The sequence below is a fragment of the Gynurincola endophyticus genome (assembly GCF_003991195.1).
Classification (GTDB): domain Bacteria; phylum Bacteroidota; class Bacteroidia; order Chitinophagales; family Chitinophagaceae; genus Gynurincola; species Gynurincola endophyticus.
Window position 1 is genome coordinate 1 of sequence record NZ_RCWL01000011.1, and the last position, 24202, is coordinate 24202.

Here is a 24202-nt window from a genome sequence, read left to right on the forward strand (position 1 = left end):
TGAATAGGAATAAAGAAGATAATAAACTTTTCTTCGATAACATTATAAGAAGTTAAGTAGTTTAGGGAGCGTATTCATATATAGGAATACGGATAGTATATGGTACTGAATTATTGTTCTTTGCGGGCACTGTTCTTTAACCGATTGAGATTCTTCTCTAAATAAAGATTGTATAATTCATTACCTAAAACTCTGGAATAACCGGACAATCTTTTTTGTTCAACACCTCTGATCAACACCCGTAAACTATCACGGTTAGCAGTATTTTTCATGAGTTGCTCTAACTCCAGTTCAATATCCAGGTTCACCTTAAACAATTTCTTTTTCATCGTTTCATTTAAACCCAAAGAATCAACGATCCATTGAGTCTGGTGATGCGCATTGTTTTGGCTGTTCACATTTTGCCCAATTAAATATTGGCCTACGGTCAATAAAAAAAATAATAAAATATAATTACGCATAAATTAGTTTTTAGTTATCCCAAATACATTCTTCTACTACTCTGTAATAGGTTGGAGAAACGGAATTATCTGAGAAACGATAGTAGTAATACTCTACCCATTGTCTTGTTGCCGGATTATAAGCACATTGATCCAGAATGAAATAACCATATTCACAGACATTATTAACACACTTTCTGTCTTCACCAACACAATTCGATGAATTACATTGTACAGTACAGGTACCTATATTATTAGCGTGTGCTTGTCCTAACGCAACAATATTACTTTGTGCAATACTATTCGCGTCGGATTTACTTATAGTAGATGAATAGGTGCCTGCTGCTATTGTGTAGCTATGCGTTGACCCTACAAACCCTGTAGAACAGATCTTAGTGAAAGATTGCGTTATCGCATCATTGTAAAAAGTACATACTGCATTATTATTGGCATAAACCTGTCCTACCGAATCAATATAGCTTATAGCTTTTGCATCTGCATCAGCCTGACTGATGGATGAGTAAAGGATACCTGCCGGTAATGAGTAACTCACGGTTGAAGATACAGCTCCAGCAGGACAATTATTTTTCTGATAATTTTTAGTAATCGCTGTGTTATAATAATAACCAACATTGGTACAGTTCTCCTGCTGACCATTCAGCAGATAACAATATTTTTGTATAACATTGCCGTCTTTATCCTTAACAACAGACAATCGGTTAAACTCATCATATTCATACTGATTGTGCAGATTATTATAGGTGTAATGATCTTTAATACCTTTGAACCTGTCGTACAAATAGATATCCATAAAAGCAGTTGTGGTTGCAATTAAACTGCTCTTTACAGATAATAAATGATTATAAATAGCATAGGAATCATTTGACGTCAATATACTGTAATTCAATAAAGGGTTCACTTCCGATGGCAATACATTCATAATACGGGCTACGGGATACATATTATGGTATCCCCAAATGAGCGTTTCTTTATATCCGGCTGAAGTTTCAACCCCAACCAGCTTATTACCCTGAAGTGCTGAATAATAATAAGACTCATCAAGAGTAAAACTGCTATCAAATTTTAACTCGCTGCCTTGAACAGATATACTTTCTAAGGAATCAATAGGTATAGGTTTATCCAGCTTTAAAGAATATCTTTTAGACACATTCCATGGCAATACAGCATCATATTCAAAGAGCTGTCCGCCTGTTACATATTCAACATTACCAATTTTCTTAATACTTAAAGTCTGTATAGGCAACTGGCTATAATTATTCGTTTTGTGTGCCAGCAGCCAGGCAGGAATGCCTGATAATGAAAACAAATCTTCAGAAACAGTATTTTTCGTACCAACTATTTCATTACCTAAATCATTGTAAGAAATATCCGGAGAAATATTATACAGATTTGTATGAATTAGTGTGTCTTTTCTCTCTGAATAGTCTACACCGTTTCGATCAAAATCTTTTGTCACCATCGCATAAAGGCGATACCATTTTTTATATGTTTTGTAAATTTCTGCTCCAAAATGGTAATAATTGTTTCCCGCCAGATCGCCCATTTGCAAAATCGACGTATAAGGGAGGCCTAAATCCAAAGGATGATAATTAACCCTAGAAACTGCATTATTAAATACTTCATAATATCTGTTGTCAAAATCATACTCGTATTGGGTTGATTTTACAATCTTCGCAGTATCACTAGCCCATTCAAAAATATCTTCCTGATACAAAACAGCTTGTTGCTCAGGCAGGGCAGTCAGTCTGTTCGATATTCTTTCATTACCAAAAACAACAGTAGGAAACTCATCTGCAAGGTTTAAATACAATTGTCTGTTAAAACCATTTCTTTTTAAACTATCATCTGAGGTAATTACCGAGCTATATAAAGAATAACGGCCGGTGTAGAAATTAATAGGGCCGACAGGAGAAGATGAAAAAGTCACAAAACCTTTCATCAGATCAACCGTATAATCTCCGATACCATGATACGTTGCAACCGGGTCACATTTGATAAGGTCGCCGGTTCTGCTTTTATTATTTAAATCAGGTAAATTATACTGAGCAGAAGAAGAAAGATTATTTCCTAAAAAAGTATAAGAAAAATACTTTGAAGCAGATATTTTTTTTGTAAGATTATCGTAAGTATGTACCGACTTTACTCTTACGCCAGGGGCCAACTGATTTTCAGCAACATTTACCTCTTCATATAATTCATACGTACAGCTTAAGTTAGCGATTAAGTTATCACCTCTTACCTGTATTTCAAGACGAATATCCCCTTCCAGGTCAACCATAAAATCATCTCCTACTACACCGGTTTCATTAAGTGTAAAATCCATATTACCCACGTACATATTATTACGGTAGATCACTACATTAAAGGCATAAGGCAAACCGGGTACATAATTCAGGTATTGCAAAAACCCTGCAAGTCTTACATATTTGGCCTGTGGCGGAATTGTAAATGTCTGGGAAGTGAAAGTAACAAAATGTGTAGATGACAACAAACTATCTTCAGCCATAATTATAATAGTAGTATCCCGTTTATTTTTTTTAGTCCATCCGGTATAAGCAAAATCATTTGATTCATAAACCAGGCTATCCGAGCCTCCTGTCGGATAAGTTATTTTATTTAACAAACTTTTCTTTACGTAATCAGGGTTTATTTCTCTATTTGCAAGGTTTGTTATTAAAGTATTAAAATAAATCAAACTATTATCTTTATAATCTGTAAGATAAATTAAAGATGTGTTTGGTTCACCATTATAAAACCCCCAATAATCGATTGAGTTTGAAAATCTGCTTTCACTATCATAGGATGTATAATCGAATTTATATTTATGTAATACACTGTCAGTAGTATTGGTAAACTCTACCGTAGTTAAATAACTCCTGATGGATAATCTGTTCCCAAAATCATCCAATTCATAATTACCCAATCCGGCGGTGTGGTAACCCAGACGAACTTTACTGATTATCGTATTAGAAAGCGTATCTACAATTGAGATATTATTCAGTAATTTTTCATTCAGTACATCCTGTCTTGCAGTATATCCGAAATTTACGACCAAACCTTCTGATGTACTAATTTTTTTCAATACGAAATCATAAGATACATTGTAATTATAACAAGTACTATGTTCGTCAGTAGGATAAGGAAGCGGGTCTCCGGGGATCATGGGCTGTTTATTAATAAAGCAATCCATATGTGTCATCTTCAGATACTTGGTAATCGTTTCACTTTTCCCTGTAGAATAAGTAGAATAAAGCGGATCGTATTCCAGTTTTATAAAATCACCATTCGGATGAATTACTTTAGTCAGATACCAGGTATGCGGATAGATTCTGTATCTTCCTTTTCCACAGTCTACGCCTCTTGTTGCAGTACCTAAGCTATCATTCAATTTAAAATAATACTTTATGCCCTGCTGGTCAATGAAACCACGCCCCTCCATAGCATCATAAATTACCTTCAAACCGTAATTACCTAAAAAAACCGTATCTCCTTCACTGATAACGAACCGGCCGGAGTGATTCAGGAAACTAAAATTATAAATATCATATTCGGTATCATAACCATCGTAGTATTCTGATTTCTGAGAGTTTCTAAGAGTATAATACATACTCTCGTCATTCACTATTCCGTTAAGAACCGAGGCTGGCGGTTCATCGCGTACATTAGTTACATCAACCGCATCGTTAGTTGTCAGATTAATCACCCCAACACCATTTAAACTCCACGACAAGCCGTAACGGCCACTGGATTCATTAGGCCTGAATCCAGTAGTTGTGTAATTCAAACTAACAGGTAAAGACAAATTAGCAGTTTTCACTGAATAAACCGGTATTGTGATATTGGGGCTACCAGTGGAATGATTGATCGGCACATCGCCATATTGGGTAATTTTGTACGCCTCAGGGTTAGGATGCAAACTCTGTCCTATTTTTTGATTTTCAACCCAAAGTTTAGAAGGTGTTTGTGCATTTGCAGTAAGATTAAATATAAAAGCAAATACAAGCAATTTAAGGTATTTCATATCAGAAATGGGGTATAAAATGAGGTCAACAACTTAAAATATTTAAGAAAGACAAAAATAAACCAAATTATAAAATGCAATTAATCTTAATAAGTATTCTATAAAGAAATAGTAATTTTTGCTGCTTTCCGCCAAGATAATATATTTATATTCATCAATGTAAAAAATAGATGTACTAATTAATATTTTTTTCTTTCCTAAATCTCTTTTTGACAAAAATCAATAACTAAGCTATACGCTTCTATTATATAGAAAATTTTATACATTGTAATGGTACATTTTCATCCTATTTTTGTGTATTGTTAGCACATTGAGATCTACACGCAATTCAATCACTGAATCATTTTAATATTTTGCCAATAATTGACCGCACATATAAAAACAGTATTCCCGCGCTTAACAATGGTAAAGCAAACAATGGCATTCCAAGGAAGCCAGGAATGAGCGGATGAGAAGATAAATTATCGTAGTAAAAAAAAAGCTGAATACCAACAACCGCTAACCAGCAAACCAGCACCTTATCTGAAGCCTGTAAATGTTTTTTCGAACAGATCAGAACAATCAGAAAAACACTCAGAACAACTCCGGCTAAAGTAAATGCATGAAAAAACATAGTAAAATTGGCTGGAAGGTAAAGATAACACCCCCTTCTTATAAGATACTACTTTTTTTTCATATTTCCAAATTTGCATGTACTGTCAGATTCCTGTAAAATCAGGCCATATTTCCCACCCTCTACAAAAAGTTTCCTTTCTCATAAACAGTATAACCTTTTTGCTGAATAGCTTGCACTACTCTTATTATTAGCAAGTATACATTAGATAATGTCATCAACGGGATCAAACACTAATTCTGAAAAAGAAGCCTTCTTTCAGCAGCTCTTCAAAACCTACTGGAAAAAGGTTTATAATCTCTGCTATCTATACACCAGTGATGTGGGTATTTCAAAAGACCTTACACAAAACATCTTTTTGTCATTGTGGGAAAGAAACTTTTTACTGGAAGACCAGGATGCTATTGAAAAATATCTCTCACGTGCCGCAAAATATCAGGTACTGAATCATTTCAGAAAATTCAAAAAAGTAGAGCTTACTGCTGTTTTTACTGACAACAACCTTCCCTCCGGCCACCATCCGGAAGATAACATTCATTACAAAGAGATACTCACCAACATTCAACAAGAAATAGAAGCACTTCATGAGCCTGCCAGAACGATTTTTAAACTAAGCCGTGAAAAAGAAATGAGTTACAAAGAAATAGCACTTCATCTGGGTTTAAGTATCAAAACAGTAGAGTTTCATATTTCCAAAGTACTTAAACGGTTACGGAAACACCTGAATGTCATAGAAAAGTAATTTAAAAAAATCGCACAAGGGTATAAAAAGCTTCAAGGTATATTATAATGTATGAAACATATTTCACCGGAATTATTGCAAAAATATAGTCAGCATTTATGTAATACTGATGAAAAAGCCGTTGTTGAGGAATGGTTGAATGAACAGAATAACATCTTTAAAGATGGATTACTGCAGGCACCTGTAAGAAACGAGGAGCTGGTAAAGAATGATATCTGGAAAGGTATTCAACAAAGAAAAAACAGCAGTTCATCACTCAGGTTTATGTTGTATAAAACATTAGCTGCCGCTTGTATAACAGGTATTATTGGGGTACTATCTTATTATCAGTTCAATAAAACTGATACAAAAACGCAGCTTGCCGCTACAGCAATCAGTTTTACAGCACCGGCAGGAGAACCCAGTACATTGTTTCTTCCTGATAGCAGCAAGGTATACCTGATGAGCGGTTCTACCATCAGTTATTCTACTAATTTTTCCAGTGAAAACAACAGAGTATTACAGCTAGAACAAGGAGAAATATTCCTGGAAGTAACACATAATGAAAAAAAACCTTTTTTGCTGGAGTGCGTATCCGGCACCATTAAAGTACTTGGAACAAAATTCAATGTAAAAAACAACTTTAAAGATTCTTTACTATACGTAACGCTCAATGAAGGTAGTATTCAGTTTGAGGCCGCCGGAACAATACCACAAAAGTTAATTCCCGGTCAACAATTGTTATTCAATAAACAACAAAATAAAACCATAGCACTGCAAGCTACCAATCTGGACATCGCTACCGGATGGATCAATAAACAACTAATATTCAAAGAAGCTCCGGTTCATCAGGTACTGGAAAGAATAGAATCTTATTATGGAATTCGCTTTATCAAAAAATCATCTGCCGATTCAGATAAAACATTGACAGGAACTTTTGACAACATGAATCTCAAAGAAGTACTAACAATGATTCACTTCAGTACCAGCATACAATTTAAAATAGAGCAACATACTATTACCGTTTACTAGCATATTATAAATAAAAAATCATGCGCTCATCTTTAATGCGAATATCCTTAAAAAGGGTAACTGCTACCTTATTGCCTTTACTTTTCAGTATTTATTTACCGGCTCAGAACGGTAAGTTCACAATTACACCCAACAAACTGGATATAAAATCTTTCATATCCCAACTGGAAGAAAAATCTTCTTACAAATTTATCTATAGTGACATAGAAAAAGAACTTTCGAAAACGGTTGTATTCAATCCGGGCACAGCAACCGTCACACAGCTTCTGAACCAGGTACAAAATCAAACCGGGTTACTTTACAATATTTCAGGCAATACCATTGCTTTAAAAGCCGCTCCGGCAAAAGGTTCACTATCCGGATATGTTACCGACAATGAGGGCAGCCGGTTAGAAGGAGCCACTATCACTATTCAAAAAACAACAATTAACATTACCGCCGATCAAAGCGGATATTTTATTGTAAAAGGATTGCAACCCGGTAAATACAACATCAGTATTTCTTATGTAGGACACGAGACCTTCAATAAAAACATCACTATTACTGAAGCGAACGAAACCATACTGAATGCTATGTTGAAATTAAGTAATGAAAATAACCATGTATTGAATCAGGTGGTAGTGACCGGGCAGTACCGGCCTCAGTCGGTCAATAAATCTATTTATCGCGTAGAAGTCATTGACAAAGCACAGATACAAAATATGGCGGTAAGCACTGTTGCTGAATTATTAAAATCTCAATTAAATATTGAAATCGAAAACCAATCAGAAATGGGAAGATCCAAGATCAGGGTACTGGGATTAAATAGTCAGTATATTAAAATTCTGATGGATAATATTCCTGTTGCCGGCGACGAAAATATGGGAAGTGATGTTGATCTCAGTACGATCAGTTTAGACGATGTTGAACGCATTGAAATTGTTAAAGGTGCCATGGGAGTAGAATATGGAGCAAACAGTATCGGTGGAGTTGTAAATATTATTACAAAAAAAACAGCACGCAATAAAACAGATCTGAGCTTTGAAATACAGGAAGAAACGGTTCGCGATGAATACAATGTTCAATATAACAGTACAGCCAGGGGCAGGCATATTCAACGATTTAACTTTAGTCAGCGTATTACTTCGGATATTTCCGCCGGCGTTTCTTTTTCTAGAGACAAGTTTAACGGCTATAGAGGTGAACGTATCGGTGCAGGATTAATACTTGAGCCGATTGACGCATACAGTCCCCCAAAAAGAGGTTTTGAATGGTCTCCAAAAGAATCTTACAACGGTAACTTTTACCTCTCACGCACTGGAAATAACCTGAGCCTTTTTTATAAGTTTAACTACTTCACCTCCGATCTTACGCACTATGGCCGTACGCCCGTACAACATTATCTGACAGACGAACGAATATATATAAATGGAGGAGTGAATAACGATTATCATACAGAAAGATACAATCATCACCTGAACGCCAGAGGAAACTTCTGGAAAAACGCTCACTTTTCGCTGGATGTATCGATGCAAAAAAACGGGCTCGAACATCGCCGGCAGGGAATCAATCTCATGAACAATACGGCACTCGATGCAAAAGACGGCATTCCGGGAAGTGACCGTTTAACTGCTACCGGTTGGGAAAAACACTTTCAATCGAAAGGATTTTATACGAAAGGTTCTGTTATAAAACCGTTGATAGAAAATAAACTTGAATACAATCTCGGATTTGAAATGGACAATACCAGAGGAAATCAGGGATACACTTCCTGGTTCAACGATGTTTCACTCAGTACCCCGATTGAACAGGTTTTATTTACCGGTGCAGCTTATACTTCTGCAGAATGGACCGTTTCAGATAAGATCATGATCCGCCCCGGCTTCAGAGTTAATTTCAGTAACAGACTTAAAATGCGTACCAACGAATCTATAACAACCAGGTATAAGTTAAATAACAATAACGATATCAGATTTATAATAGGAACTTCCACGCGTTTTCCAAATTATGAAGAATTGTATTCATGGTATGTAAACAGTGTGCATGATTATCGTGGAAATCCTGACCTGAAACCTGAATATGGAAAATCGGTAGAAATACAGTGGGCACACCGGAAAGAAATCAATAAAAAACTACAGCTCGAAACGAGTTTAAGCAGTATGTACCAACATCTCACCGACCGCATTGTACCGATCCGGTTCAGAGTAGAAGGCGCAACACAGATAACCGGAAGAAATACTTATACCAATGAACAAAAGTATAACGGCATCATCAACCAGTTAAGAATAAATCTTGTATCCGACAAATTCAGCATTACGACCGCTGCTTCGCTATTGGCATTCCGCGGGCATGATCCGGAATCGATCAGTAACTATACAGATTATCTGACAAACATTCAAGCTAACTTTCAGATGACCTATGTTTTACCCAAAGACATCCGCATCTCTGCATTTTACCGCTATGTAGGAAGGGAGCCGATTTACGAGTTTCAGGAAACCGGTATGGACCGCGATTTTCAGGCAACCGGTTATGTAAAAGTTTTATACAAAACTGATGATTATCATAACCTTGACCTTAACCTGGCCCGTTCATTTTTTAAAAACAAAATTGACTTCAGGATAGGTGTAAGAAACCTGTTTGACGTAACCGATATATTCTATACACCGATCAATCCACCACGCGAGAATATGATTAACACACAACGGGTACTTCGACTGTATTATGGAAGAAGTTATTTCGCGAAAATCACTTTTAATCTTTTCAGGTAAATAATTCAAACAATACTTAAAAAATAAATAAAAAAGGAAATCATGAGAAATGCTAAATTTCTATGGCTGTTATGTTTCGGATTCATTTTTATCTTCTCCTGTAAAAAAGAAGAAGGCGAAAATATTAATTACACGGTATTAACAGAAGAACGTATTCTGGGTGTATCCAAGCAAAGTGCAATTACAGATACCGATATAGAGTCGCTCCAAAGGTTGATTGAAGACAGGGTTACCGATGCGGCGGCACAACAGAAATTCAGAGAAATGTTAAACAGTGTGATACTATTAAAAGACATTCTCCCTCTGATCGAACAACTGAGAATTAATGAGGAAATTAATTTTCTGGAGAAGTATGAGCAGGTTTACCAACTGGTAGAATCTATGACAGACCTCATTCCAAGAAAATCAATATTACTCAAAGAGCTGGAAGATAACAAAAACGGTTACGATAATTCTGAAGTATTATTTTCCACCTCTTTCGCGGAAGGAATGGACTTCTGGCTCAATTATGCCTATGGCATTAAAGCAATTCCCGGAAAAGATTATATAGCCTTTTTAAGATCAGACATTGACAAGGTAGATAGTATTTCCGGTTTTTATATGTCTTACAGCGATTTAAAGAAGTTCACTTCACTGAAAGTCATGAATGCTATCGTTATCGAGGATAATTTAGCTGAAGTCAACCTGAATAAATTCACAGAGCTCCGTTCATTAACCATTGAACTGAAGCAAAACACCCGTCTGATCATCGACAGTTGTGTTAATCTGAAATCTATTAATGTAAGAGGAAAGAATGCGTTCACCAGATTAGACCTGAATGATGTTTTGCCATTGCTGACTTATCTTCGATTAGAAGTAGACAGTCTAAAAGCTGTATTTGCAGAAAACAAGCCAGCACTTGAAGAAGTCAGAATAGGTGAGTCAACAGCAATGATGTTAGATTCTGTGGTAATAGGAGGCAATCATAAAACTCAGGTGATAGTCAATTCTGCCGCACATGAAATGTCTTATTTTAAAGCAGAAAAGATAAAACTCTTAATGCTATCAGGACGTGCTGAAGGAGATCTATATCCGGGTACACCTTACAGACAACAACTGAACACAAAATTAAGAAAAATTGATATCAGCAATAACCCCGAACTGGAGGTGTTAAGCTTAACAACTATTAATTTTTCTAACGCGACAGATATGGCTGGTTTCAAAAAACTATCCGAGCTCAATGTTTCTTTCTGTTCTTTTAATTCTCATGATCCGCAGTACAGAGAGTTCAGCTCAGACCTCCTTCCTAATTTAGAAGAACTAGAAAGCCTGAAATATTGTTACTTAGACGGAATCAGATGGCCGGAAAACCACACTCTGGATCTACGGAAGGCCAAAAACCTGTATTTCGCATGGTTACATGGTGAAGTAGGAGACTGGGAAGGATCTTATACCGGAGGAAAAATTCAGAAGTTAATATTAACCGAAGGAACCCAGAATAATCAGAGCCAATGGGGTGATTCATTCTTCATCTTCCCTGATAATATTCCAATTGAATACGTTAACTAAGTTTAGTTCTCATACCAATCAATGAGCCGCAGTTCTATTACCAGATGTTTCCTGCGGCTGTTATTTTCCCCTGCTTACATTAGTTCCCATACAATATTCCTTTTGAAAATTCCCGAAAGCTGTCATTTTTCAGAATGATGGCTTTTGTTTTTATCCCCCATCTGCTCAAAGGCATATAAATTGCTGAACTTTAACAGATACATCCTAAAAAGGTCTTTTAAACAAAAATAAACCTGACCACCAGGGGTTTCCAATATATATTATTGATAATCAACAATAATATATATTAGTATACGATTATAAGTTATAAATAAAAATGTAATTTGAACATTACTTGGCTTAACTTGGTTAAACAAATTGAAAATGGTAAGTTGAAAATGAAAAATGGGGCGCATTAATAATCATTTCATCCTCACCCCTATTTCACTTTTCATGTTCATTTACTTTATGTTTCAAGCAGGATTTTATAGTAGAAAATATTAACAGCGTAAGTAAAGATTCCGGCTCAGGACTTTATCCGGCATCAAAAAATTCCTTTATGAATTATACCACTATTGAAGCACATATTGAACAATATGTTAGAAACTATATCCAGCAACACACTGATGAAAAGCTTGTTTATCATAACATTTCGCATACGGAAAGAGTGGTAAAAGCCGCTAAAAAAATTGCCGACTATTATAAAATCACCGAAAAAGAAAGGTTTATTGTGATCTCTGCTGCCTGGCTGCATGATATCGGTTATTTCACCGATCCGCGTATGCACGAAAAAGTAGCAGCAGATGAAGCTGAAAAATTGTTGAAGTCACTCAATGTTGATCCGGAAACTATCCAACAGGTACAAGGTTGTATTCTGGCTACCAAAATGCCACAGGCACCAACTAACCTGTTAGAACAGATTGTGTGCGATGCCGATCTTTTTCATCTGGGAACCGATGACTTCTCCGAAACAAACAAACTTATCAGAAAAGAATGTGAACTGATTCTTAATTACAAAATTCCGAAAGAAGACTGGCGCAGAAATGCATTACTGCTTCTCTCCCAGCACAAATATCATACTGACTTTTCAAAAAGTTTGCTTGAAAAAGGAAAACAAAAAAATATTGAAAAGCTGAAACAAAAAGAATACAAGAAAGAAGAAACTCCTGAAAAAGAAGTTCCGGCAAACAAACCTGAAAAACCATCAAAAGGTATAGAAACAATGTTCAGGATCACTTCAAACAATCACCAGCGTTTAAGTGATATGGCCGACAATAAAGCGCATATAATGATTACCACCACTTCGATTATTATATCAGTATTATTAACCGTATTACTAAGAAAACTGGAAGAATACCCACACCTCACAATACCTACTATTGTTCTCTTAACGATTTGTGTAATTACCATGGTATTCTCTATTCTGGCAACGCGTCCATCCATCCCTTCAGGCAATTTTACTGACGAAGATATTCGTCAGCAAAAAACAAATCTGCTGTTCTTTGGTAACTTTTATAATATGCCGTTGATGGACTATAAGAGAGGAATGGAAAACATGATGAATGATGCGGGCTTTTTATATGGCAGTATGATTCAGGACATCCATTCACAAGGTGTTGTACTGGGAAGAAAATATAAACTGCTCAGAATTGCTTACAATGTGTTTATGTTCGGAATTATTGTATCCGTTATTTCGTTTGTGATCGCTTCCTTGTATTTTAAAAGTTAATGTATGTCAAAACGGTTTGTTCAAAGAGATATCAGTTGGTTATACTTCAACGAGCGGGTATTAAAAGAAGCATCCAACCCTCAGCTGCCACTACTGGAGCGATTGAATTTTTTATCGATTTATTCTTCCAACCTGGATGAGTTTTATAAGGTACGTATACCGGCTTTACTCGCGATTGATCAGGTAATTGCTAAAAAAGAAAACAAACCGGATCTGAGTAATGCCTTAGTAGAGATCGAAGCACTGATTCAGCAACAGCAGGAATTATTCGGTAGCACGTTAGCTGTTATTCTACCGGCGTTGGAACAGAAAGGAATCAAATTTCATTATAAAGAAAAAAACATTCCTACAGCAATTATTCCGGAGGCAAAAGCGTTCTTTTATCAGCATCTGCTGGCTTATCTGGTTTGTATTCCTTTAGAAAAAGAAAACAAATCCTTCTTTCCGGTCAACAACCAACTCTACCTCTTACTACAAACCTCTTCGAAAAACGAAACCGCTTATTATATAGTAAACATACCCAGTAATAAATCAGACCGCTTTTTTACCTTCAAATCAGCTAGCGGACATACTCATATACTTTTCATAGATGACCTTATTAAAGAGTTTATTGGCGATTTGTTCAATAACGAAACTATCACATATGCAGGTAGTTTCAAAATCACCAGAAATGCAGACCTTCAATTAGATGACGAGTACGAGGGGGATGTATTAGAAGAAATTGAAAAGCTGTTGCAACACCGCAATTCAGGTTTAGCAACAAGGCTCTTACATGCGCCGGATTTTCCTGCTGAAGCATTGAAGCAGCTGATCAGTTTTCTGCAAATCAAAAATGCCAATATTGTTCAGGGAGGATTTTATCATCACCTGAGTGATTTGAATCAAATAAAAATAAACGATGATACCCTATATTTTCCCAAATGGAAATACACACAGCACTTCAATGAAAAACTATTCGATACTTTATCGAAAAAGGATATTCTGTTAAATACACCTTTTGATTCTTATGATACTGTTCTTCAGTTTTTTAATGAAGCAGCTTTCGATTTTAATGTTAGTGAAATTTATGTAACACTCTACCGCGTTGCCAAAAAATCAGCCATTGTAGAATCACTGATCAGTGCTGCACAAAACGGTAAAAAGGTATATGTACTCATTGAATTGAAAGCCCGGTTTGATGAAGAAAACAATATCAAGTGGGCAAAAAAATTAAAAAACGCAGGTGTTAAAGTAGTTTATACAAAAGCTAATCTTAAAGTGCATGCGAAAACTGCACTCATTAAAAGAAAAGAAAAAAACACGGAAATTTTCTATGGTATTTTTGCTACCGGAAACTTTAACGAAACAACTTCAAAATTTTACACCGATCATATTCTATTCACACAACAAAAAGAATTACTGGAGGAACTGCATTTACTATTCAGATTTCTTGTGCATAAAGACATTACTGCAAAAGATTTAAACTTCAGGAAACTCTTGGTATCACAGTTTCTGTTACAGGAAAAATTCTTCTCCCTGATTCAGCAAGAAATAGAAAATGCACAAAAAGGGCTACCTGCAGAAATATTTATTAAGCTCAATAACCTGGAAGAAAAAAAACTTATAAAAAAATTACAGGAAGCAGCAGAAAAAGGTGTTCGTGTTAAACTAATTGTCAGAAGCATTTGTTGTATTAATGCTGAATTTCATTCAAACATATCTGTTAGAAGAGTGGTTGATCGTTTTTTAGAACATGGAAGGATATTCCTTTTTCATCAAAATGGAAACCCACAAATTTATATCGGTTCCGCTGACTGGATGAATAGAAATATATACAGAAGAATAGAAGTATGTGTGCCGATAAGCGATCCGGAGATAAAAAAGAATATCATCAACCTGATGGATACCTATTGGGCAGATGACATTCAGGGAGTTCAATTAGCAGGTAACGGATCGAATACTTTCAGTTCCTCATTTCATCAAAAAGGATTCAGTGCGCAAATGCGTTTACAATCACTATTAAATGAAAAAAATAATGAATAAATTTTTTACACTTTTTTCTTTTTTCATACAATTATCACTTAGCGGATGTGTAACAGTTCCTGACTATACATCTCCGGAACATTACGATCTGAACAACCCCCAAAAGTCATTCTTCCCCGAATCACTGAATGAAGTATCCGGTATAAGCTTCTACAATTTACAGGCAGACACTATATACGCGATACAAGATGAACTGGGCCGTTTATTTCAACTTCCTACCGGAAGCAAAGAAAACCAACACTATACTTTCGGTAAAACCGGCGACTATGAAGACCTTAGCATTGCCGGTGAAACCGTGTATGTTCTTAAAAGCAACGGTCATATTTATCAGTTTCCTTTTCATCAAAAAAACAATCTTGATATAGATGCGGTACTGATTCACAAGCATCTTGTTGCTAAAGGAGAATATGAATCAATGTTTGCCGATGCCACTAATAAACAGATGATCATTGTAGCCAAAAAACCAAAAGACGACGATCGTGAAGCTACTATAAAAGCTTTTAGAATCAATATGCACCAAAATGATTCACTTTCGCTCGATGAACCTTTTTTTATTGATGTAAGAGAAATTTTAAAAGATGAAACTTACAGCAAAACAAAAGAAAAAAAAATACGACCTTCAGCAGTTTCCCAAAACCCAGTTACCGGCGAATGGTATATGCTGGCATCCATCAATAAACTACTGATCATCTTCGATAATGAGTGGAAGGTTAAAAGCTGGTATCACCTCTCCCCCAAACTCTTTAAACAACCGGAAGGTCTTTGCTTCGACCGGCAAGGTAATATGTATATTTCTAATGAAGGAAATGATATGAACGCCCCCACCCTACTAAAATTTCAGTACGTTTCTAAATAATTATCGGTATGTCAATAAGGAAATCAATATTACTGTTACTGATTCCGGTACTTTGTCATATTACTTTAAATGCGCAGAATAGTATTGCCAAACGTATCATCTTTATCGGTGATGCCGGTGAAATCAATCTTATACAGAAAAACATTATTCAAAAAGCGATTCATGAGTTGATTGCCGGTAAAACACAGGTAGTATATCTGGGTGACAACATTTATTCCGACGGCATGAAACTGCCCGGTGATCCGCAGGAAACACATACACAAAATATTCTTACTGCACAATTCAAACCGTTCAGGGAAAGGCAGGTTCCCGTTTACTTTGTTCCGGGAAACCATGATTGGGATCGTTCCGGGAAAAACGGCCTCGAAAAAATTCAGGCGCAATCCGCTTTTTTGGAGTCTCAGAATGATAGTTTGCTTGCATTGGTACCAGCCAATGGATGTCCTGACCCTGTTGTACAAAAAATAGCTCCCGGCGTTACCATGATCTACCTTGATACCGAATGGTGGTTATTTCCTTATTCAAAAGCCAATGAAAACAACGACTGCGATTGTACAACTCCCGAAGAAGTAAGTCTACGCTTGAAAGACCTGGTATATCAACATAAAAATGATAAAATTATCCTGGCAGGCCACCATCCCTTTGTTTCTTATGGAAACCATGGCGGGCATTTTTACTGGATGGATCACCTCTTTCCGCTCAGAGCCGCTAACAAAAAAATGTATATTCCTCTTCCTGTAGCGGGTAGCCTGTATCCTTTACTAAGAAAAACTATTTCTCATCCGGAAGACATTGCACATCCTCGTTATAAAAACATGATCCGTCAGATTACTACTGCATTTGAAGGCCATAACGACTGGTTATATATTGCAGGACACGAACACGGATTACAATACATCCAACGCGGTAATCTGACGCAACTGGTAAGTGGTGGTGGTTCGAGAATCGACTATGTAAAAAAATCTAAAAAAGCTTTTTATACTTCGCATCATGCCGGTTTTGTTACAATTGATCTTTTAACCGATGGCCAGGCAGTATATACTTTTCATAGTTTAGAAAAAAATACCTGGAAAAAAACAGCTTTCCAACAACCAGCTATAGCAATAAAAAACAGTATAGCCGATTATCAATTCAACCCTGTTAATAGTGATTCGGTACAGATAACACTGCAACCTTCATATGACCAAAAGAGCAATTTCCATCGTTGGTTATTCGGAGAAAATTTCAGAAAAGAATATGCTACACCTGTGCATTTACCGGTATTTAAAATTTCTGCTATAAAAGGCGGATTAACACCTACACAACGTGGCGGAGGAATGCAGTCTGTTTCTTTAAGATTAGTAGACAAAGAAGGAAATGAATATGCGCTCAGAAGTGTTCTGAAAAGAGCGGAAACTGTTTTACCGGAAGGTTTAAGAAACAGTTTTGCAAAAGATTGGGTAGATGATGCCATGAGCGCGCAGCATCCTTATAGTGCTTTGATTGTTCCCCCGCTGGCAAAAGCTATCGGAGTACCACATGCCAATCCCGTAATCGGTTTTGTTTCAGCAGACGCTACCTTAAACCAATATAACTATACTTTTGCAAATACGGTCGCCTTACTGGAAGAAAGAAACCCGCTGGGAAAATCAGACAATACCCTGAAATTTTTAAAAAATATACAAAATGACAATGATAATCGTTTTGATGCAATTACTTTTTTCAAGTCAAGGATACTCGATGTATTAATCGGTGACTGGGATCGTCATGAAGATCAGTGGCGATGGAAAAATTTATCAGCCAAAGGTGAAGATAAATTTTATGTGGATGTGCCCAGAGACAGAGATCAGGTTTTCCATGTTACGGAAGGTTTATTTCCCAATATCATGTCGCGCCCTTATCTGTTACCAACTTTTCAGGGTTGGAGGGGTGATATTCCTTCTATCAGGTATTCACTCTTTAAATCTAATTTTCTGAATGCACACCCTGCTTCGCAGATGAGCTGGAAGCAATGGGAAGCTCTTGTTACAGAAACCATTTATCAACTCAACGATACCGTATTGAATGCTGCTATTTACCAGCTTCCGGCCGCTATTTATAATTTAAGAGGAGCTGATATCACTAAAACGCTACAAAACAGAAGAGATGCCCTATTACCTGCCTTCAAAGAATTTTATCAATTCATTCATAAAAAAGTAGATGTCCGTTTGAGCGACAAACACGAAAAAGTAAACATTACACAAAACGACAACGGCGATATTCATCTGCTGGTACAAAAAATCAATAAAAACGGAAAACTCACCGATACACTGTTAACTCATAACTACGAATCAGCTGTTACAAAAGAACTCAGAATCTATCTGTCAAAAGGCGATGACAGCGTATGGATTAATACACCGGATCCCGGCATGAAAATCAGAATTATCGGCGACAAAGGTAAAAACAATATTTTTGTAAAAGATGCTTCTAAGAAAATTCATTATTATGGCCAGCCAAAGCATACCAACCTTGAAGGTAGCTATCAACACATCTCAAGACATTTAAGAAACAATAAGAGTATTTCTCTTTTTGAACCGGTGAACCTGTACAACTTCTGGGCACCATCTTTTGATATCGGTTTAAATGTTGACGACGGACTTATTTTAGGAACCGGCTTTACCTACACACATAAAAGCGGTTTCAGAAAACTTCCATTTACTTATCAACAAAGCTTAACACTCGCACATTCTTTTTCTACAAATGCTTACCGTATTAAATACAGGGGCGAGTGGACAGAAATATTACACAAAACAAACCTGGTATTACAGGCCAATATCAAAGCGCCGAATAATACAATTAACTTTTACGGGCATGGTAACGAAACTTCATTTCAAAAATTTGAAGGACATAAAAGGTTTTACAGAGCCCGCTATTCTATTTACAATATAGACGCTTTGTTGAAATGGAATTCAGGAAAAGACATTTCTTTTTCAGCAGGCCCTACTGCTCAGTTCTATCATTTTAAAAGCAACGATACTATTGGAAGGTTTATCAGCCATGCACCCATTCTTACATATGATAGCAGTCATATAACCAGCGATAAGGCACATACAGGTTTAAAAGTTCACTTCCTGATTAATAAAAAGAACAGAATGCGTGAACATAGTTGGGGATATGTTGTAGATATACATTATCAATGGTTATGGGGAATCAACAAGTGGTCAGAAAACTACGGCTTATTAGAACCTTCGCTGATGGTTTATAACCGTCTCGATCGCCGTGGTAATATCCGTTTGTATAACCGCATTGGCGGAACTTTAACAATGGGGAAAAATCCTTTTTTCCAATCTGCTTTTCTTGGTGGACACGGTAATCTGCTCGGCTATCGCCAATACAGGTTTGCCGGTAACCACGCCATCTATCATAATATTGAGACTCACTTCAAACTGGCAGAAATCACCAATTATTTACTACCGGGAGAACTGGGAATTATAGCCCTGCATGATATCGGCAGAGTCTGGCAAAAAAACGAAGACTCAAAAAAATTTCACAATAGTTATGGCGGGGGAATTTATTTTTCACCCGGAAATATCGCCACTGTAAATTTCGTAATGGCAGGGTCGAGAGACGGATGGTATCCATATGTAAAAATGGGATTAAGATTTTAAAAAAATACTGCAATGATTAAAGATGTAATGAACCTGGATAATAGTGCGAAAGAAAAATTGCATGAAGAGCTTGACATCAGCTTGTCTATACTGCCATTTATTCATTTTGTAGAAGAAAAAATAAAGAATAAAAACAACGTTATTCATAACTTCTATCTTTCAGTTTTAGAAAAACTGAAACAATATCCCGAATTATGGTATCCGATAACAGTAGAGCGTTTATTAGAACTAAATGAAGTATTGGATATTATATATGCCTGCACATCCAGCTATAATACAGAACAGGAAAATGAAATACTGGCATTTGGAGTACCCTTTAAAACACAGGTATTCTACTATTCTGAGAAATGGAATGAATTGCTCATTGACCCATTATGCAAATCACTCAAAGAAGACATAGAAATATCCTGGTCACCGGATAGCGAAAACAATCTTAAAACATATATCTACAAAATCATTCTGGAAAGATTCTACGGATTAACTAATCTATGGTATGATAAGAGTTTTATTTACAAGGTGAAAGACAAAATAACCGATCTTGAAAAATACTATAAAGCAGAAATAAATATAGACTTTATAGAAATTACTGCTAATGGGGAACTGCCGGAATTAAATCTTGACTTTATTAATGAAGATATTGACAAAACCAATGAGTTTCCATTAATAGAGAAATTTTTACCGCTTAACCGGTTTAAAATATCAGGATTTAATATCATCAAAATTGTAGATGTAACAACAGAAGAGTCGGTTCGTCATATGGAGCAGGATATACTTGAAATCAATCAGAACGAACAACTTCAAACCATTACCAAAGGCATACAAAACCTGATCGGATCAAGAGACATCGGACTGGGATATTTCCCTATTATAAAACTGAATGGAAAAATAGTTTTAGAAAACCTGAATACTGAAAACCAGGTATTATTTCTACAAAACATACTTTCCACTAACCGTACAGAAGAATACTCCACCATATTAGACTGGTTTATAGAAAATCCTAAAACAATATTCTTCAGAAAAATAACAGAAGAAATAGTAACCAGGTATCCTCTGTTATTGTTCCTCACACAAAAAAATATTACCTCTTATGCGATGATCCCGATACTTTTCAACAAAGAAGTAATCGGCATTCTTGAATTACATAGTAAAAAAGCAGGGATACTGGATGAAAACAGATTAGCCCGGATAGAACGCGCGTTACCTACATTATCTTATTTGATGAGAATTCTTGCAGATAACTTTAATATTCATATTACAGATATTATCAGGAATAAATACACCGCTTTACAACCTGTTGTACAGTGGAAATTCAATGAAGTAGCGTTTAAGCAGATGCTTTGGCAGAACACGCATCCTACTCAACCATTTAACGAAAAAATACATTTCCAACAGGTATACCCTATTTATACAGCCATTGATATAAAAGATTCTACCATACAAAGAAATGCCGCATTGCAAAAAGATCTCACGCACCATTTCACCTGTCTGTTAGGCTGTTTACGTCAACTTAAAAACCTTGTACATCTCGATCTTATTGAAAACATTTTGTATCAGGCAGAATTTTTTGAAAATAAAATAGGTTCGGATAATGAATTTAGCAGAATGGCACAAATAACAGAATTTGTAAATAATGATGTTTACAGCTTCTTATCACATCTGCAGAAAAGCTACCCGGAAACAGCACCAATCATCAATCGTTATTTTGAAGCAACACATCCGGAGACCGGCGAAGTGTACGCTAACAGGAGAGACCTCGAACTATCTATTAAAACGATTAATGAACAATTGGAAAAATCAATCGAGATACTCATCAATGATATCAATGATCAGTATCCGTTTTATTTTGAAAAATTCAGAACCGACGGTATTGAATATGATATCTACATCGGACAGTCGCTGGTACCTTCAAAACCTTTTTCTAATCTTTACCTGAAAAATCTCCGGTTATGGCAATTGATTTCCACCACAATTATGGCACGTCAAAGCCATGAAATAATACGCGATATGAATGTGAAATTAGAAACTACCTCATTGATTCTGGTATATGATTCTCCTATTGATATTGTATTCAGAAATGATGAACGAAGATTCGATATAGACGGAGTATTCAACCTCCGTTACCAGATGATCAAGAAAAGAATTGACAAAGCCATTATCAAAGAAACAAATGAAAGATTAACACAACCGGGAAAATTATCTATTGTATATTATAACCCCAGAAATGAAACCGAATATATCTATTACCTGCAATTCTTAATAGAAAAAGGATTGCTGCTAAATGATATAGAAAAATTTGAATTAAAAGATATGCAAGGTATATCAGGATTAAAAGCATTCAGGGTCGGAATTAAATACGATTAATATACTAAATCACATTCACTATTTATAATTTTACAGAAAAGCATAGCATGAGGCAGTTATTAATTCTTTTTATACTGATTATTTTCTTTTTACCAACAGTACAATCACAGCACATAAAAACAGACTCTATTAATAAATTTAATAACAGTACAGAAAGGTTATATACTTATGACCTCAACCTGGCCTATTTAAAAACTTACCCTTCTGCTTTATGGTACACTACTTCATCACCTGCCAGATGGAAACAAAATGACTTTATAAAAGCCGGTATTACAATTGGTGTAATAGGTACCACCATGCTGGCTGACGATCATATAAGAAGCTGGGTGCAGAAAAACCGTAACAGTACTATAGATGATATTTTCAATACCGTGGAGCCTTTCGGCAACCGGTATTCTCCGTATGTTCTCATTGGAATGTATGGTGTTTCCAAGCTTCTGAAAGACGAACGCCTCCAACATACCACATTACTGGCTACCAGAAGCTTTATTATATCTACAGCTCATTACGTAACGCTAAAAGCTTTTGTAAGACGATTAAGGCCGGATGTGGCTCATAATCAATTTACTTTTGCCGCCCCATTTACCGTAGATTACACCTCTTTTCCTTCGGGGCATACCAACACTGTATTTTCAATTGCTACAACTTATGCATTGGAATATAAAGACAAAAAGTGGGTTCCCTGGGTAGCTTATGGAATAGCATCCTTAACCGGAGCTTCGCGGATTGTACAAAACCGTCATTGGGCCAGTGATGTGCTGGCAGGTGCTGTAATCGGCCATTTTACAGCAAAAGCACAATATGCCTGGGAAAGAAAAAATAACCGGAAAAAACAAGTGGTAACATCACTTTTTTAAAGATAACCGAAGTGTATCCTGCAAAGCCTTTAATTGGTTAACCGCATTCACATTTGAGGGATTTAAATCAATGGAACGTTTATACTGAATAATCGCTTCTGCCGGTTGCTTGTTCTTCATCAATGCTTCTGCATAGCTATCATAAGCATTCGATGAAGCAGCATTTTCCAGTACATTCAATTCAAAAACAAGTAACGCATCCTGCAATTGGCCCTGATTCATTAAATGATACCCAAACCTGTTTAGTTCATATTCCAGCTGGTTGATATCAAAATGTTCATTGTCTTTATTTTGTTGATAGAAGTTTATAGCTTTTGCCATTCCATCTTTTAGTAAAACATTATTCATTTGTTCAACAATTGAAACTTTAGCCAGTTGATAAGGCTGATCATTAAGAATAGCAAAAATGGCGTTACTAATCTGGTTCAGATCAGTATCAAAATTATTACAAAGTAAAATGACAACAATATCGTCATTTACAATAAGCGTTAACATAGAGCGAAAGCCATTAATAGCTCCCTGGTGAAAAACAAAATGCATTTCTTTTTTCAGTTCCGGATGCACAAACTTTGTAATACCCACACCATAGCCATAATTGGCCATTACCGGAGTCATCATTCTGATTCTACTTTCAGCCGTCAATAACTTATCTGAAAACAATGCTTTATCCCATAAAAACAGATCATAAGCAGTAGCATACATAGCACCTGCAGACAATACTGCAGAACCCAGTTCCATATAATCAGCATTCGAATAGGTACCATAAGAATAATTATACCCGCCGGCACGTTTAACAGAAATATCCAGGCCGCTTTCTATGCCACTATTTTCCATCCCTGCCACTTCCAGAATATTCTCTCTTAGAATAGTAGCATAATCTTTATCAGTTACTTCTTCGATAATAGCCCCTAAAATATAATAACCAGTATTGGTATATTGATAGTTTGTTCCCGGAGTAAACATCAATGTATCACTGCAAAACTTTTCAACAAACTCACGTGTGGTGAATTGCCTTTTACTAACATCAGAAAAGAAATCGGATTTAAAAGTATATTCAGCTAAACCTGCAGTGTGTGTCAGCAACTGATGAATAGTCACCTGACCTCCTACATCTTTTCTGTAATAAGGCAGATAATGGCTCAAAGGATTCTGAAGATTAATTTTACCCGCTTCTGCCAGTTGCAGAATCAAAACGGCAGTAAACTGTTTAGTAACCGAAGCAATCCGGAATCTGGTATCATCCTGAAAAGATTGCTTCCATTCTCTGTTTGCGAGGCCATAACTTTTTTGAAAAAAGATTTCTCCCCCCTTTGCTACCAGCACAGTTCCGCTAAATTTATCAAGCTCTTCGTAAGATTCTAACAACTTATTTATATCAGCGCCCTGCTGCCGGGAACAGGAACTCATCAATAGAACAATTAAACCCGGCAAAAGCGCCACAAGGCTAATCTTTTTTCTATATTGAACCATAAAAGAGTCTGATTTAGATTACGTTGTAAAAACTATTGATTAAATATAAGAAAGAATAAAAGATAACATTCCGGTAATATTGGATGTCTGTTATTTGTACTGTCAAAATACAAAAAAATCTGAAAAATTTAGATATCACATGTTGATATTTAAACAATT

The 24202-nt window shown here is 36.1% G+C and carries 13 protein-coding genes; 10 read left to right on the top strand and 3 right to left on the bottom strand.

The features are described 5' to 3' along the window. Window positions 1–110: 110 nt before the first annotated feature. Both D9O48_RS17065 and D9O48_RS17070 read right to left on the bottom strand, forming a co-directional pair. On the bottom strand, window positions 111–461 hold the full coding sequence (locus D9O48_RS17065) for a hypothetical protein (RefSeq protein WP_126974208.1): 351 nt from the start codon (window positions 459–461) through the stop codon (window positions 111–113). Window positions 462–471: 10 nt separating this feature from the next. Next, window positions 472–4482: a DUF5977 domain-containing protein gene (locus tag D9O48_RS17070; protein WP_126974209.1), complete on the bottom strand. Its 4011-nt coding sequence runs from the start codon at window positions 4480–4482 to the stop codon at window positions 472–474. 824 nt (window positions 4483–5306) lie between these two features. Here D9O48_RS17070 and D9O48_RS17075 point away from each other — a divergent pair. From D9O48_RS17075 to D9O48_RS17120, 10 genes are all read left to right on the top strand, one after another. Further along, entirely contained in the window at window positions 5307–5837 is a 531-nt protein-coding gene (locus tag D9O48_RS17075) for an RNA polymerase sigma factor (protein WP_126974210.1), read from the top strand. Between the two features lie 51 nt (window positions 5838–5888). Further along, window positions 5889–6848 carry a FecR family protein gene (locus tag D9O48_RS17080; RefSeq protein WP_126974211.1) on the top strand — a complete coding sequence of 320 codons (960 nt, stop codon included), beginning with the start codon at window positions 5889–5891 and terminating at the stop codon, window positions 6846–6848. Window positions 6849–6868: 20 nt separating this feature from the next. After that, window positions 6869–9595, top strand: coding sequence for a TonB-dependent receptor (locus D9O48_RS17085; protein ID WP_126974212.1), 2727 nt, complete (start codon window positions 6869–6871; stop codon window positions 9593–9595). 42 nt (window positions 9596–9637) lie between these two features. Then, complete coding sequence (locus D9O48_RS17090; RefSeq protein ID WP_126974213.1) at window positions 9638–11143, top strand: hypothetical protein; 1506 nt, start codon at window positions 9638–9640, stop codon at window positions 11141–11143. 538 nt (window positions 11144–11681) lie between these two features. After that, window positions 11682–12851 carry a Pycsar system effector family protein gene (locus tag D9O48_RS17095; RefSeq protein WP_126974214.1) on the top strand — a complete coding sequence of 390 codons (1170 nt, stop codon included), beginning with the start codon at window positions 11682–11684 and terminating at the stop codon, window positions 12849–12851. 3 nt (window positions 12852–12854) lie between these two features. After that, window positions 12855–14873, top strand: a complete 2019-nt coding sequence (gene ppk1, locus D9O48_RS17100) for a polyphosphate kinase 1 (protein ID WP_126974215.1) — start codon at window positions 12855–12857, stop codon at window positions 14871–14873. Then, window positions 14866–15729 (top strand): SdiA-regulated domain-containing protein, encoded by an 864-nt coding sequence (locus tag D9O48_RS17105; RefSeq protein WP_158624929.1) that lies wholly within the window; start codon window positions 14866–14868, stop codon window positions 15727–15729. Before ppk1 ends, D9O48_RS17105 begins: the two co-directional genes overlap by 8 nt. 8 nt (window positions 15730–15737) lie before the next feature. Continuing rightward, the gene (locus D9O48_RS17110; RefSeq protein WP_126974217.1) at window positions 15738–19355 is read left to right on the top strand and encodes a metallophosphoesterase; all 3618 of its coding nucleotides are present in this window, start codon (window positions 15738–15740) and stop codon (window positions 19353–19355) included. A 12-nt stretch (window positions 19356–19367) separates the two neighbouring features. Next, complete coding sequence (locus D9O48_RS17115) at window positions 19368–21716, top strand: hypothetical protein (protein ID WP_126974218.1); 2349 nt, start codon at window positions 19368–19370, stop codon at window positions 21714–21716. Window positions 21717–21763: 47 nt separating this feature from the next. Then, window positions 21764–22573, top strand: a complete 810-nt coding sequence (locus D9O48_RS17120; RefSeq protein WP_126974219.1) for a phosphatase PAP2 family protein — start codon at window positions 21764–21766, stop codon at window positions 22571–22573. On the opposite strand, the gene D9O48_RS17125 is transcribed toward D9O48_RS17120, so the two are convergent. Further along, a complete protein-coding gene (locus D9O48_RS17125; RefSeq protein ID WP_126974220.1) occupies window positions 22562–24043 on the bottom strand; it encodes a serine hydrolase domain-containing protein in 1482 nt (493 codons plus the stop codon). The genes D9O48_RS17120 and D9O48_RS17125 overlap by 12 nt on opposite strands. Window positions 24044–24202 lie beyond the last annotated feature (159 nt).